Raw genomic sequence first — 13397 nt, 5'->3', positions numbered from 1 at the left:
CTCCATTAATACCAGGCTCTATGTCAGTTCACGTCGATGAAGAACAATGAAGTAGGAACAACTATGATAATAGAGAGAAGGGAAGAAGCGCGGTTTCTTCCCGACCCCCTTGCCTCAAGAGATGACGTCCAGAAATCTCTTGAACTGCAGTAAACGGAGCATGATAAATACTAAAGAAGCTGAAGAACAGATTGGGTCTTCATGTTAGCCTGTGCCAGCATCGCCGAACCAGCCTGTGTCAGGATCTGGTTTTTCGCGTAATCAACCATTTCTGTGGCCATGTCGACGTCACGAATCCGTGACTCCGCAGCCTGAAGGTTCTCAGCAGCGATAGCGACGCCTTTAGAGGCTTCTTCAAACCTGTTCTGATAGGCACCCAGGTCGGCCCGCTGTTTAGAGACGGTCCTCAGAGCGCTATCTACCATACCGATAGCCATGTTCGCCGAATCAGGGGTGGAAATAGAGATCATCTCTCCTGCCGCTCCCTGAGCGCCTTGCAGACCGAGTGCCTGAGCGGTCATTGTTCCGATGTATACCCGCTCGTTCTGGTCCATGTTAGCTCCTACCTGGAACTGCATGACCCGGTCGGATTCCTGGGCAAAAGCGCCGGTCAGCATATTCATGCCGTTGAACTGCGCGTGGCTCGCAATCCGGTTGATTTCATCAACCAGCTGAGAGACTTCAACCTGGATCTGCATACGGTCCTCATCAGAGTAGATACCGTTGGCAGATTGTACAGACAGTTCCCGCAGACGGTGCAGAATATCCTGGGTCTCCTGAAGGTAACCCTCAGTAGTCTGGATAAAGGACACGCCGTTTTCAATGTTGCGTTCTGCCTGGTTGAGTCCACGAATCTGGCTCCGCAGCTTTTCGGATACCGCAAGCCCGGAAGCATCGTCGCCGGCCCGATTGATACGCATACCGGAGCTGAGTTTCTCTATGTTGCTGTTTAACTCTTTGCCTTTTACAGCGAGATTCCGGTTGGCGTACATGGCTGACATGTTGTGATTTATTATCATATAACCCTCCTGGATCGATTGAGAGAGGCATCCTTTGCCTCTCTTATAAGCAAGTATGTCACTATCGGACAGCCGAAAGGCTTCTCTTTCCGCGCGCCTTTCGCTCCGTTATGCCATCCGACGTAACAGGGAGGTCTTCCTCATCCCCGATTTTACCCGGAGAGGGAAGAACTCCCCATACCGAACATACTAAACCCGGAGGGTTTTTTTCAAAGAACTGACGGTTTTACCTTATTAATATAACCCTCTATCCCAGAAGTTGCAACACAGACTGTGTCTTCATGTTGGCCTGGGCCAGCATTGCGGTTCCAGCCTGTACCAGAATCTGGTTCTTGGAGTAGTCAACCATCTCAGATGCCATGTCTACGTCCCGGATGCGGGATTCCGCAGCCTGGAGGTTTTCAGCCCCTACGGTAATACCAACAACTGCGTGCTCAAGGCGGTTCTGGTAGGCACCCAGATCGGCCCGCTGTTTGTTGATCTTCTTGAGTGCCGCATCAAGGGTTCCGATGGCCCGGTTTGCATTGTCCGGAGAGGACATGCTGATGATTTCGTTTGAACCGATGTCCCGAACACCCAGGGCGTTGGAGGTCATGGTACCGATAAAAACCCGTTCCCGCTGATCCATGTTGGCGCCGATGTGGAACCACATGGAGGCTGTAACAACGTTTTCTCCCATGTCTGCTGCGAAGCGTCCGGTCAGCATGTTCATACCGTTGAACTGGGCATGACTTGCGATTCGGTCGATTTCGTCGACGAGCTGGGAAATCTCAACCTGGATCTGCATGCGGTCTTCGTCGGAGTAGATGCCGTTGGCGGACTGAACAGCCAGTTCCCTCATCCGGTGCAGTATATCCTGGGATTCCTGCAGGTAACCTTCCGTGGTCTGGATAAAGGAGATGCCGTTCTCAGCGTTGTCTGCAGCCTGATTCAGACCGCGGATCTGGGAACGCATCTTTTCCGATACCGCCAGTCCGGATGCATCGTCGCCGGCGCGGTTGATCCGCAGTCCGGAAGACAGCTTTTCCATGTTGTTCTGAACAGTTCGGTTCGTCTGGTTGAGGCGATTGTTCGCGTAGATCGCACTCATGTTGTGATTAATGATCATCTCTTCCTCCATGAAAAGAATGGTAGAAAAAGGCCTCCGTGCCTTTTTTCCTTTTTTAAGGAAAGTTTTGCTAAACCCTGAATACGCAATTCCGATAAACAGAATAAGGGGGAGTAGTACCCCGACGCACCACAGTAAAGCCTACTTTACCTTACTCACACCTTCGGTACCCCGGGTCTTAAACTTTAGAGAGAAAACAAAAAAAAATTATGCTTTTTTTGGGGGGGGGGAATTATGAATCCAGGTAATTCAGGAAATTCAGGGCGATGGGATCCTTCGGGTCAATCTCGAGGACTCGTCTGAAATGATTTTCGCTTTCCGAAGGATTACCCTGCTTCAGGGCGATTATTCCCATATTCGAGAGGATTTTTACGTTTTCGGGTTCCAGTTCCAGTGCCTTTTCAAGAAAGCCGCGACTTTCATCAAATTTACCGTTTTCCATTGTGCAGATGGCCAGTTCGTTCAGTATGTCTGTCTGGGGTTCACTCAAGTCCAGGGCGGTTCGAAAGTTCTTTTCAGCTTCGGAATAGTTACCCATACGCCTGAGCGCCCATCCCCGGAGGAACCATGCGGTCCAGGTGGCATTGGATTCGGCAAGAAAGTTGTCGATAAACCTGATGGCATCTTCCTCTCTGCCATCAAGAATGGCAGCGTAGGCCTCCTGAAACTTTGCATCCAGCCGTTTCCGCGTAGTCAGTTCTTCAATGATATCCCTCACCCCGGTGCTGTCTTCCTGTTCCGCCAGCTCCTTGAAGGTGATCAGGGCCTTTTCATGGTTTCCGATTCGAAGATAGAACTCTCCCGCCGACCTGAGGGCCTGTACGGAACGGGGTTCTATATTCAGAGCCGCCTCATAGGCCAGACGCGTTTTTTCAAGAAAGGTCTGGCAAAGGCTGTCATTTCCCAGCTGCTGATACGACCGTGCCCGGCTCTCGTAAACCTGGGCACGGTTGAACCAGGAGGCCAGTGATTCGGGATTGACCGCAGCAGCGGTGGCAAAAAGCTCTTCGGCGAGGTCGTAATCGTGATGTCTGGCTTTTTCGATTCCTGCCCTGACAAGCTCCGATTCAATATCAGGTTTTACCGCCAGAACAAATCGGCGGTAATAATCGGCGTTTTCATGTTCCGGTGAAAATGTAATCACCCTCAACATACCGGAGACGATCATTTCCCAGCTGATGGATGATACATCCAGCTTCTCCGCAGGCGACTGCAGTTCCACAGGGAGCAGGATGGCGGGATCGACGGAAAAATCTCCCACAGAAAGGCTGAACTGTTCCGGAATGGAAATGAAATAGACTGAATCAAGGGGCTTTCCAGGCATAATCAGCTGAAGTTTCCTTTCTTGCTGCGCAGGGTGTTGAGATAATCATTGATCAGAAGTTTATATTCGTAGGGAACCTTCGGTTCTTCAAACTTGACGGCAGCCGCAATCAGGTCCTTGCGTCCGGCCACATTTTCCGTTCGAACCACTGAACCGTCAAGACTTATCTGCTTGTTGCGTTCGGACAGCTCAAAACGAAGCAGGGCGTTTTTGTTGAGAAGAAATTTCCCTATACCGGGGAGAATCAGTTTTGAGCCGGAGAAGGAGAGGTCCCGGATGATGCATTTCCTCGGAATTCCATCAATGTAAATCAGGCCCGTCTTGGATTTCAGGCCGAGTTTTCGGATTGTATCGGCGGTTATCTCGATGCGTTCCTCTCTTCGCTGGGAGGAGTTTATATTGGCCTCCGCCAGGGTTCCGAGGATGACGATGAGATCGTCCGGAGGCCTCTGGGTATATTCAAGGCTGAGAAAATTGAGGTTCGGCTTGGATTTATCGTAGGGAGTAAAACCATTGATCTTGCTGGTAACGAAAAAACTCAAAGGAGTACTCTTGTCTTCCTGAGCAAAAGCCAGATGCAGGGTAACGAGATTGTTGGCGCTTTTCAGCTTTTCATAAAAGCTTTTACTCAAGCTTGCGATAACCTTGGCCCCTTTCATTGAACAGGAATACAGCACGCACGGCCAATGATCGCCAAGGCACTTTATATGGGTATTACGTTGCAGCAGTCTTGTTGCACGAACAACGTCCTTGGTGAAGGTCAGGTTAACATCGTTGTATCTTTCAAAGAAGCGCGAAAGCTGCTGACTTGTAATTAAGGCCATACAGCTAGGGATAGTAACTTTTGCCTGTCCCTGTTGTCAATCACAGCGCCTGCAGAAAAGCAAGGAGAGTACAATAAAGATTGGAGAAGCGGTATTTAGCCCCGTTAATCGAGGCTCTCTTCCAGCTTTTTGATCATCCCTTCGGCAAGAACTGAAAGATCCCCATTCTCTCCGGCTTTTTCAATGCCCGAGCGCTCCTTGTAGAGCTCGTCAATAAGAAAGAGGGATGTAAGAATGGAAATTTTCAAAGGGTCGTTTAACTGGGTAGAGCTTCGGACTTCATGGGTTTTTTCATGGAGATAATTAATAAGCTGGGAAAGGTACCGTGGATCCTCGTCGGTATTGACCTTGAGAGTCGTGCCGAGAATATCGATCATCAGCGGTTCCTTTCCCATTATCAGTGCCTGTTGCGGCTTTTAGAATATATCGAGTTCCGCGTCTTCAGATTCTGACCCGGTTTCAGCTTCAAGGGATTCTTCCTCGTCCAGCTCAGCCTCGTCGGCGAGTTCAGGGTCTTCATCGGCAGAATCTGCATCGGCTTCGAAATTCTTTTCCTCTTCCGGGGCGATTTCTGCGTTCTCTCCGGCTTTTTCCAGAGCAGAAAGGGTATCCAGGGCCTTTCGAAAGCCTACCTCGACTTCCGACTGGTCTTCTTTCAGGCCGGACAGCAGGACTTCAAGCTCGGATATTTTTTTCTGATAGCTCTCAAGTTTATCCTTGAGCATACGGTTTTCGGATTTCAGGGACGAAATAAGCTCCACCGCCTGATTGACCTTCTGATCAAGCAGGCGGACCTGTTCGAGCGTAATCATACGCGTTTAAACTCCCAGAGCTGATTTTGCCGTTTCCACAACCGCATCAAAAGCCTTCGGATCTTCAATAGCCATATTCGAAAGGGCTTTACGGTTAATCTCAACCTCTGCTTTTGAAAGACCGTTGATAAAACGAGAATAGGTTATTCCCCTGTCTCTGCAGGCCGCAGAAATACGGGCAATCCACAGTCTGCGGAATTCCCGTTTCTTTGCCCGGCGGTCCCTGTAGGCATATACGCCGGCTTTGGCTATGGCATCCTTGGCTGCCCGAAAGTTACTTTTGCGTCGACCCCAAAATCCCTTGGCGGATTTGAGTATCTTTTTTCGTCTGTCGTGACGTCTGGTTCCGTCTACTGCGCGTGGCATTTCTTAGGTTCTCCTTTGCTTAGGTATAGGGCATGAGCACACGGGCCCGCTTCGTTTCCGCTTCACTGAGTATTCCAGTCTTGCGAAGTTTGCGCTTCCGTTTCGTACTCTTCTTGGTCAGAATATGCCTGAGGCCCTGTTTCTTATACTTGATTTTGCCGCTTCCGGTGTAGGAGTACCGTTTTGCGGCGGCCCTACGCGTCTTCATCTTTGGCATCTGCCGTCTCCTCCTTCGTATCGCTCTCTTTGCTCTTCTTCTGCTTTGCTTTATTGGATGCCTTCGGGTTCAGAATCATCGACATGAACCGCCCTTCCATTGCCGGCGGACGGTCGATAACAAAGGAATCGCCTAAAAGCTCCATAATTTTTTCCAGTACCACACGTCCAAGTTCGGTATGGGCCAGTTCACGCCCGCGAAAGCGAATCGTGACCTTTACCTTATTTCCATCTTCAAGAAAGTCCCGAATGTGCTTTGCCTTGAACTCCATGTCGTGCTTTTCGATCTTGGGTTGCATCCGGATTTCTTTCATCTTCAGAAGCTTCTGCTTCTTTTTTGATTCCCGGTTTCGCTTTTCCTGATCGAATTTATATTTTCCGTAGTCCAGGATCTTACAGACCGGCGGATTCGCGTTCGGGGCGATTTCTACTAAATCGAGTCCGGCATCCTGGGCAAGCTGAATTGCCTCATTAACCGGCAGCACTCCGCGTTGTTCTCCGTCGCCATCAATCAATCGTACTTCGCGAACTCGGATCTGTTCATTGATCCGCAGGTCTTTAACAGCCAATAGTCCTCCAAAAATATCTGGTATGAGATGGAACTATACCATCCCTCGTGGAAAGAATCAATAACTCACCCACGGCAGCTTACTGGAAAGTACGCCACGAATGAGAGCCAACGGGGCATCAGCACCTAACATAGCAAGCTCTTGGATGGAATGTAAATAGCTGAAAGGAATATATTTGCATCCTGGGGGAAATTTGATATATTTTATCTGTCCTAGAGTAAACGCGAAGGGGCTGCCGGTATGAAAGAGACCATTCTAAGACTGATAGATGTCTCGATGAACGAATATCTGCGTTACAGGAACTCCCTCGAAAAACCTTCCCTGCAGCGCCTTATGGACACAATCATTGATCAGGAACGAGAGCATAAATCGGAAATAGAAGAACTGGAAGAATATTTCTTCGAGGGGATTACCCGGGAAAGCATGGAAGAGGGGATACGGAGCCTTTCGAAACCTCTGGACCTGAAGGACGATATTGCCGGACTAAAGGATATTATGAGAAGAGAGGAGGCCATGGCTGACCTCTTTGAAAATTTGGCGGGAAATATAACGGAGACGGAGGGCCGGGTATTCTTTACTCAATACTCGCTGGATGAACGAAAGCATGCCGGCCTCGTTCAAAGCCGCCTTGAGCTGGAATCCCTGACCTGACCCCGCTCATACATTCTCAAAGTTGATTGCACGAAGCACCTTTTCCTGCTACTATCTTGCCATATGATCGCGTTTATGCTGTTCTCTCCATTACTGTTGCCGTTTTTTGTGCTACTCCTGAAAGAAAACGGATTACCTGATCAGCTGGACTGGTGGAAATCTCTGGCGGCAGGGGTATGGTCCTTTTTACTCTTTCTATTCTTCTCGTGGATTCTGTCCTTTCCCGGAAGTATGGTACCTTCCTTCACCGCCGATCTGTTTATATGGGGGTTGAGAACCTACCTGGCTCTCGGACTGGCAGCGGTGGTGGGAATGCTGCTCTTCCGTTCCGGCTTTTTCAGCGCCTTCCTCTCCGAGGAGACCCTGATGCCCTTTTCAATGGGAATCCTTATTCCCACCGGCGCTATAAACAGCGTCCGGTATATTCATGTGCAGGATCCCTTCGTTCTTTTTGGCTTGCCTCTTACGGAATTCTTCTTTCTGGTGCTCATTGTGCTCATTCTGATGCAGTATCTGCAGGCCAGGGGAGCCCTGCGTCTCTTTTACGTGATACTGATTATACCGGTATCTCTGCTCATGGCCCTTGTTCCCGCCTTCTTCTACAGCTTTCGCTGGGGACTGAGCCTGGCTGTGTTCCTGTTGATTGGAACCGGGAGTATTCTTCTTTCCCGCCGGCAGCATCTGATATAAGACAGGGGCACCTCTAAAAACGTGGTATTTTTTCCATAGTCAAGGAGGAAAGATTTTGTAGCGCCCGCAAACTCTTGTGGCAACAAGAGTTGAGGACCGCGGGAAATCTTGACGACGCAGGATATGGAGAAAAGAGTAGTTTTTAGAGGTGCCCACAGAATAAAAAAGCTGCACGGGGGTATTCCCTGGCAGCTTTTGAAACAGTGTCTCTTCAGTGATTTTGTTTTCAGGCGTGGCCTGCAGATCCCAAAACAGCCTTGTTTTTGTGCATGTAAAGATCCTTGAGGGAGTCCCTGGCTGGTCCGAGATACTTGCGGGGGTCAAACTCCCCGGGTTTAGTGGCAAGAACTTCCCGTACAGCGGCAGTCATGGCAAGCCGGCCGTCGGAGTCGATATTGATTTTGCAGACCGCTGACTTGGCGGCTTTTCTCAGCTGTTCCTCGGGTATTCCCACAGCATCCTTGATGGCCCCGCCGAATTTGTTGATCGTCTCTACCTTGTCGACAGGTACGGAAGATGAGCCGTGGAGCACAATGGGGAAGCCGGGAAGCTGCTTTTCGATCTCTTCCAGAATATCGAAGCGCAGGGGAGGGGGAACCAGAACACCCTCGGCGTTACGGGTACACTGCTCAGGGGTGAACTTGTTCGCGCCGTGGCTGGTCCCGATGGAGATTGCCAGGGAGTCCACGCCGGTACGTTCTACGAACTCGATTACCTCTTCCGGTTTGGTGTAGGTGGATTTTTCGGCCACAACATCGTCTTCGATCCCTGCAAGAACTCCCAGTTCGCCTTCCACGGTTACATCGTGGGCGTGGGCATACTCCACAACCTTTTTGGTCAGGGCAATGTTCTCTTCAAAGGAGTGATGGCTGCCGTCGATCATTACCGAAGAGAATCCGGAGTCGATACAGTCCTTGCAGAGTTCAAAGGTGTCGCCGTGGTCCAGGTGAAGAACGATCGGGATGGCGTAACCAAGTTCTTTTGCGTATTCCACCGCTCCCTGGGCCATGTAGCGGAGCATTGTGGAGTTGGCGTACTTGCGTGCCCCTGAGGATACCTGAAGAATAACAGGAGATTTGGTTTCCACACATGCCTGAATAATCGCCTGCAGCTGCTCCATGTTGTTAAAGTTATAGGCGGGAATGGCGTAGCCGCCGGCCACCGCTTTCTTGAAGATCTCTCTGGAGTTTACGAGCCCCAGATCTTTATATGAAGTCATTTTCTGCTCCTTAAATGGAATGAATCTTTCAGATGATTGTAGGGAGGGGCAAAGTCGATGTCAAGGGCGGGCTTGACCAGTACGAGGCGGAGCCGTAGAGTGTCCGCATGCGGATTCGGGGCATGTTTTTATCCCTGCTTTTTACGTTGTTTATGTTCTCCTGTTCGAAACCCTATCTGTTTATCAGTGATTCGAGTTTCGGAGAGATGGAAGGGGCCGGGATTGAGGAGTTTTCCTCCCGGCCGATAGTATTCGAGGTATTTTCCAAAAAACCCTCTCCCCTGGAGATTCTGGAAGCCGCCGGGGATAAGAATGCTGAAGCTCTTGTTTTCAGTCCCCTGTATTATGATCTTGCAGAAAGCGTGCACCGGGAGGATCCCGGTGTATCGGTCTACGCAGTTGTACCTCCGGGCCACCGGACACCGGCCGGGATCAGAGCGGTGGAGTTGAGTACCCGGGGGGCTGCCGACGCAATTATCACCCTTCTGGAGTCTCAGTTTCCTGCAGACGATGCGGTACATATTACCCTGATCAGATTCACCGACGAGACCCTCTGGAACAGTATGACCCGGAAGCTTACCCTGGAGAATGGGCGTTTTCGCTTTTCTGAGCTGCAGGTACCGGTGGAAAGGGTCAAACAACGTGATTTCGGGACTGGTACAGCGGCAGCGACGGATGTACTTCTTCTTTTTTTGGGTGAATACAGCCCGGGAATCGCACAGGACCCGGCTCCTGATTCGAGGGGAAAGCTTCCAAAGATGATTATCAGTGACCGTCCCGTCGATTCCGGGGGAAATATCAGGTCCTGGACCCTTGCTGTAGACTGGGGAAGGGTGTACAGGTCTCTGCTCGAGGGAAGCCAGGAGGCAGCTCCCTGGTTTCTGGTTTCAGACCGTGTAAGTCAATAAGCTTGTCCGACGGGGGTAATTACAGATTTTATCAGTAATTACCCTTTTTCCCTAAAAAGGGAAAAAGGTTTGACAAAGTATTTTGATAGAAATATAATTCAACTTGCTGACGGACCTGTGAGTTTTTCTATTACATAAAGGAGTTAAGAATGAAACGCGGTTTCCGTTTATTCTTTGTTTGCCTTTTATTGTTCATCCTGACCATACCGGTCTCTCTATTTGCCGATAAAGCCACTGAGAATATTGTATCCGATGTTGTGGAAACCTTCGATGGTGAGGATTCTGCCTACGAATGGTATGTTCAGGGGAGCAAATTTATCGCTGAGGATTATCCCAAGTACAAGCTTGTTGACGGCTTTCCCTTTGCCCTGTACGGCAGAGCCGGGGACGGTCAGGGGCACCAGGTGCTTGGAATGCAGGCGGCCTTTGACCGCAAGGGATTCAACTACCTGGAGATTTTCCCCGTGGAAGAGGGCCCCGACGGTCTGGTACCGGCGAAAATCTCCCTTCCGGGAAGGGTGAAAGAGCTGGATTTATGGGCCTGGGGATCCCAGTACAAGTTTACCTTTGAGGTTCATGTTGAGGATTACAGGGGATATGTTTACGTTCTGCCCATGGGCAGCCTGAACTATACCGGCTGGCAGAACCTGCGGATCAGTATTCCCACGTACATTCCCCAGAGCCAGGTATACATTCCCAACTACCGGAACCTCAAACTGATCAAGTTTGTGCTCCGCACCGAACCGGATGAAAACGTGGCGGGTTTTGACTTTTACATGGATCATGTAAAGGTACTTACAGACGTATTTGAGAGCCGCTTTGATGGCGACGAGTTTGTACGCCCGGAAACGCGCTCTCAGATCTGGCCCGAGGAAGAGGAATAGAAGTTATGAAGCTTGTTAAGAAGAGTTTACTGCTGATTGTATGTCTGCTTGCCGTGACTTCCCTGGCAGCTCAGGAGTTTGCTGTGTAAGCATCCGGCGGCTTCCCGGAGGTCCCCTGGACAAGGAGCCCATTCCTGAGGAAGAAGAGATCGGTATTTCCCAGAGCGAAGTGGACAAGTACGTTCTCGGTGTGAAGGTTGAATACTTCAAACGAGGGTTTCATGAGTTCCTGGTAACTCCGGCCCGGCCCATGGCAATTGAAGGAATCACAAAGACCATTTCAGTATGGGTTGTGGGGCGTAACAACCGCCATACCCTGAAGCTTCTGATCAGTGATTATTTTGGCAACCGTGCGGAAATAACCATGGGCAGTCTGAACTTCACCGGCTGGAAGAAGATGACAGTCGCTATTCCTCCCCATATTATTCAGCGGGACTATCACCATGCAAACAGAATGGGTATCCGGGTAGACGGATTCAAGATCCTCTGTGATCCCGTGGATACCTACGGCGACTACTACATCTATTTTGATGACATGCGGGCTGTTACGGACCTCTATTCCGAAGAGAGCCGCGATGTAGATGATATGCAGGACAGCTGGTGATGCATATCACCCGGCATTCTGTATAGACGTCATGATAAATTGCCGAATTGTCCCCCGTTATATGCGGGGGATTTTTTTATTAATTCTCCCCTTTCTTTTCCCCCTGCTTCTCCATTCCCAGATCAGCCTTACCGATGCCTTTGATCCCGCAGTCAAACCGCGCTACAGCATCGTCGAGAAGGAGAATATGCGTCAGCGGGTTGACGGAAAATACAGGGGTTTTGTACATAATGAGGTTCGGGGAACCCTGTTTCTTGAAAGCGGAAAAACGTCGGAATACAGCGGAAATTTCTACGTTCTTCAGTCCATGACCCGGGATCAGCGTCATGTGGCCCGTCAAATCGATGATGTGGTGGCCGTCACACTCTCATTTTCCACCGCCGGAGAAATGCGTGTCGCCTCGGATACTGATTATCCGCTCCTTCGGGATTTTCCCCGTTTTCCTGCAGAGCCTGTGGCGAAGGGAGAAAAATGGCAATCCTACGGGCTTCGTGTGGTGAATCCACTGCGACGGGAGGCAACGCGGATACCCTTCCTGTGCGAATATGAGTATCTGGGATCGGGTGAGTACAATGGTAATGATGCCCACATTGTTCGTGCTCAATACGCCCTTCGATATAAAAGGGGAGAGGATCCTTACGGCGACCGGGAGCTCCTCAGTCTTCAGGGACGTCATATCGTTGATATCTATATTCCCGTGGATCACGGCTCCGCCCTTTTTATGCGTGATGTAGTGGAGGAACACTACCGCTATGCGGACGGCAGCAATGTTCAACGGGAAGGTTTTATTCTTACCTGGCTCGAGGATTTTCCACGTATGGACCGGAAGGCTCTTAAGGATGATCTGGGCCGCCTTGTACAGGATGAACAGCTTGACGACGTAAGTATTGAAGAGCGGGACGAGGGCGTCTCAATTACCCTGAAGAATCTTCAGTTCTATCCGGATTCGCCGCAACTCCTCCCGGGCGAGATGGGAAAACTGAAATCCCTGGCAAATGCATTACGGCGGATACCCGATAGAACCTTCATGGTAACGGGTCACACAGCGGATGTCGGAAGCAGGGATAGTCAGTACGATTTATCCATTCAACGGGCACAAGCAGTTGTCGGCCTTCTTGCAGAGGAAGGGATCGCTCCGGAACGTTTTCTCTACCGGGGTGTGGGGGGCGACGAACCGCTCGGATCGAACGATACGGAAGAGGGACGTGCCATGAATCGCCGGGTCGAGATTATGATCCTGGAAGATTAAAGAGCTTTTCCATATTCCTGCGCACAGTATATACAAGCTCTTCTGTTTCGAGCCCCAGAATGTCCGCCGCAGCCTGATAGGTGAATCGAACATTGGAAGGCCTGTTTATTCTGCCCCTTCTGGGTTCCGGTGAAAGATAGGGAGCATCGGTTTCAAGCAAAAGGGAGTGAAGGGGCAATTTTGTTAGAACATCCCGCAGTTCCGGAGCATTTCTGTAAGTCAGATTCCCGGCAAAGGATATATAAAATCCCAGGTCCATACAGGCCGAAGCGAAGGAGTAGTCTCCGGAAAAACAGTGAATCACTCCGCCGTGTTCGACCCTTGTTTCCTGAAGAAGCTCGAGAAGATCCTCCTGTGCGTCCCTGCAGTGAACAATGATGGGCAGTTTAAGCTGGTTTGCAGTGTAAATTTGCCGGGAGAAAAGCTCCTTCTGCTTTTGCGGGGTGCCGTATTTCCAGTAATAGTCCAGGCCGGCCTCTCCGATTGCGACGATCTTGTCGCTTCTGCCGGCCTGGGAGGCAAGAGTTTCCTCTAAAGAATCCGGAGCGGATTCAGCCCAGCTGGGGTAGTACCCAATGCTGAGAAAAAGACCCGGATACTCGCGGGACAAGGCAAGGCGTTCGTTGAAATCTTCAGGACCGGTGGCAATATCTATGCCGAAGATCATACCGGAATCAAAAGAGGAATCAAGAACCTCCTGCCGGCTCAAACCTTTTTTGATTGAGTGAAGTACATGAAAATGGGTATCTACATATCCGCTGATATCGGGTGCTTCGGTTTTCTTCTTCATAGGCGATTGACCAGCGCATGGTATCAGCGCTTGACGGATCGATGCAAGACGGGTAGTATCGTTTCTGCAAAATAGAACGCCGGAGTGGTGAAATTGGTAGACACCGGGGACTTAAAATCCCCCGGGCTTAATAAGCCCGTACCGGTTCAAGTCCGGTCTCCGGC

Annotated in this window: 17 protein-coding genes and 1 tRNA gene; 7 read left to right on the top strand and 11 right to left on the bottom strand. The window is 50.3% G+C overall.

Going from position 1 to position 13397, the window contains the following annotated elements:
* Window positions 1–170 precede the first annotated feature (170 nt).
* From B4O97_RS12965 to infC, 9 genes are all read right to left on the bottom strand, one after another.
* Window positions 171–1019 carry a flagellin N-terminal helical domain-containing protein gene (locus B4O97_RS12965; RefSeq protein WP_083051430.1) on the bottom strand — a complete coding sequence of 283 codons (849 nt, stop codon included), beginning with the start codon at window positions 1017–1019 and terminating at the stop codon, window positions 171–173.
* Window positions 1020–1266: 247 nt separating this feature from the next.
* On the bottom strand, window positions 1267–2127 hold the full coding sequence (locus B4O97_RS12960; protein ID WP_083051574.1) for a flagellin N-terminal helical domain-containing protein: 861 nt from the start codon (window positions 2125–2127) through the stop codon (window positions 1267–1269).
* 232 nt (window positions 2128–2359) lie between these two features.
* Entirely contained in the window at window positions 2360–3451 is a 1092-nt protein-coding gene (locus B4O97_RS12955; RefSeq protein WP_083051428.1) for a tetratricopeptide repeat protein, read from the bottom strand.
* A 2-nt stretch (window positions 3452–3453) separates the two neighbouring features.
* A complete protein-coding gene (locus B4O97_RS12950) occupies window positions 3454–4275 on the bottom strand; it encodes a PilZ domain-containing protein (RefSeq protein WP_083051427.1) in 822 nt (273 codons plus the stop codon).
* Window positions 4276–4379: 104 nt separating this feature from the next.
* Window positions 4380–4670, bottom strand: a complete 291-nt coding sequence (gene zapA / locus B4O97_RS12945) for a cell division protein ZapA (RefSeq protein WP_083051425.1) — start codon at window positions 4668–4670, stop codon at window positions 4380–4382.
* A 21-nt stretch (window positions 4671–4691) separates the two neighbouring features.
* Window positions 4692–5087: a cell division protein ZapB gene (gene zapB, locus B4O97_RS12940; RefSeq protein WP_083051424.1), complete on the bottom strand. Its 396-nt coding sequence runs from the start codon at window positions 5085–5087 to the stop codon at window positions 4692–4694.
* A 6-nt stretch (window positions 5088–5093) separates the two neighbouring features.
* Complete coding sequence (rplT, locus tag B4O97_RS12935; RefSeq protein WP_083051422.1) at window positions 5094–5453, bottom strand: 50S ribosomal protein L20; 360 nt, start codon at window positions 5451–5453, stop codon at window positions 5094–5096.
* A 19-nt stretch (window positions 5454–5472) separates the two neighbouring features.
* Window positions 5473–5670 carry a 50S ribosomal protein L35 gene (gene rpmI, locus B4O97_RS12930; RefSeq protein ID WP_083051420.1) on the bottom strand — a complete coding sequence of 66 codons (198 nt, stop codon included), beginning with the start codon at window positions 5668–5670 and terminating at the stop codon, window positions 5473–5475.
* On the bottom strand, window positions 5648–6238 hold the full coding sequence (gene infC, locus B4O97_RS12925; protein WP_083051419.1) for a translation initiation factor IF-3: 591 nt from the start codon (window positions 6236–6238) through the stop codon (window positions 5648–5650). Before infC ends, rpmI begins: the two co-directional genes overlap by 23 nt.
* 240 nt (window positions 6239–6478) lie before the next feature.
* Here infC and B4O97_RS12920 point away from each other — a divergent pair, with 240 nt between their 5' ends.
* Both B4O97_RS12920 and B4O97_RS12915 read left to right on the top strand, forming a co-directional pair.
* Window positions 6479–6889, top strand: coding sequence for a ferritin family protein (locus B4O97_RS12920; RefSeq protein WP_083051417.1), 411 nt, complete (start codon window positions 6479–6481; stop codon window positions 6887–6889).
* A 231-nt stretch (window positions 6890–7120) separates the two neighbouring features.
* Window positions 7121–7579 carry a hypothetical protein gene (locus B4O97_RS12915; protein WP_083051415.1) on the top strand — a complete coding sequence of 153 codons (459 nt, stop codon included), beginning with the start codon at window positions 7121–7123 and terminating at the stop codon, window positions 7577–7579.
* Between the two features lie 226 nt (window positions 7580–7805).
* On the opposite strand, the gene B4O97_RS12910 is transcribed toward B4O97_RS12915, so the two are convergent.
* A complete protein-coding gene (locus B4O97_RS12910; protein ID WP_083051414.1) occupies window positions 7806–8798 on the bottom strand; it encodes a class II fructose-bisphosphate aldolase in 993 nt (330 codons plus the stop codon).
* A 122-nt stretch (window positions 8799–8920) separates the two neighbouring features.
* On the opposite strand from B4O97_RS12910, the gene B4O97_RS12905 reads away from it, so the two are divergent.
* From B4O97_RS12905 to B4O97_RS12890, 4 genes are all read left to right on the top strand, one after another.
* Complete coding sequence (locus tag B4O97_RS12905; protein ID WP_143305695.1) at window positions 8921–9706, top strand: hypothetical protein; 786 nt, start codon at window positions 8921–8923, stop codon at window positions 9704–9706.
* Between the two features lie 149 nt (window positions 9707–9855).
* Complete coding sequence (locus B4O97_RS12900) at window positions 9856–10590, top strand: flagellar filament outer layer protein FlaA (protein ID WP_083051411.1); 735 nt, start codon at window positions 9856–9858, stop codon at window positions 10588–10590.
* Between the two features lie 40 nt (window positions 10591–10630).
* Window positions 10631–11194, top strand: coding sequence for a flagellar filament outer layer protein FlaA (locus B4O97_RS12895; RefSeq protein ID WP_083051409.1), 564 nt, complete (start codon window positions 10631–10633; stop codon window positions 11192–11194).
* Between the two features lie 31 nt (window positions 11195–11225).
* Complete coding sequence (locus tag B4O97_RS12890; protein ID WP_158084287.1) at window positions 11226–12443, top strand: OmpA family protein; 1218 nt, start codon at window positions 11226–11228, stop codon at window positions 12441–12443.
* Here the strand turns inward: B4O97_RS12890 and B4O97_RS12885 are convergent.
* Complete coding sequence (locus tag B4O97_RS12885) at window positions 12424–13233, bottom strand: TatD family hydrolase (RefSeq protein ID WP_083051405.1); 810 nt, start codon at window positions 13231–13233, stop codon at window positions 12424–12426. The two genes, B4O97_RS12890 and B4O97_RS12885, sit on opposite strands and share 20 nt — an antisense overlap.
* A gap of 78 nt (window positions 13234–13311) precedes the next feature.
* On the opposite strand from B4O97_RS12885, the gene B4O97_RS12880 reads away from it, so the two are divergent.
* A tRNA-Leu gene (locus tag B4O97_RS12880) sits at window positions 13312–13397 on the top strand.

The sequence above is a fragment of the Marispirochaeta aestuarii genome, from assembly GCF_002087085.1.
Lineage (GTDB): Bacteria > Spirochaetota > Spirochaetia > JC444 > Marispirochaetaceae > Marispirochaeta > Marispirochaeta aestuarii.
This window is presented reverse-complemented; position numbering and strand designations above follow the sequence as displayed.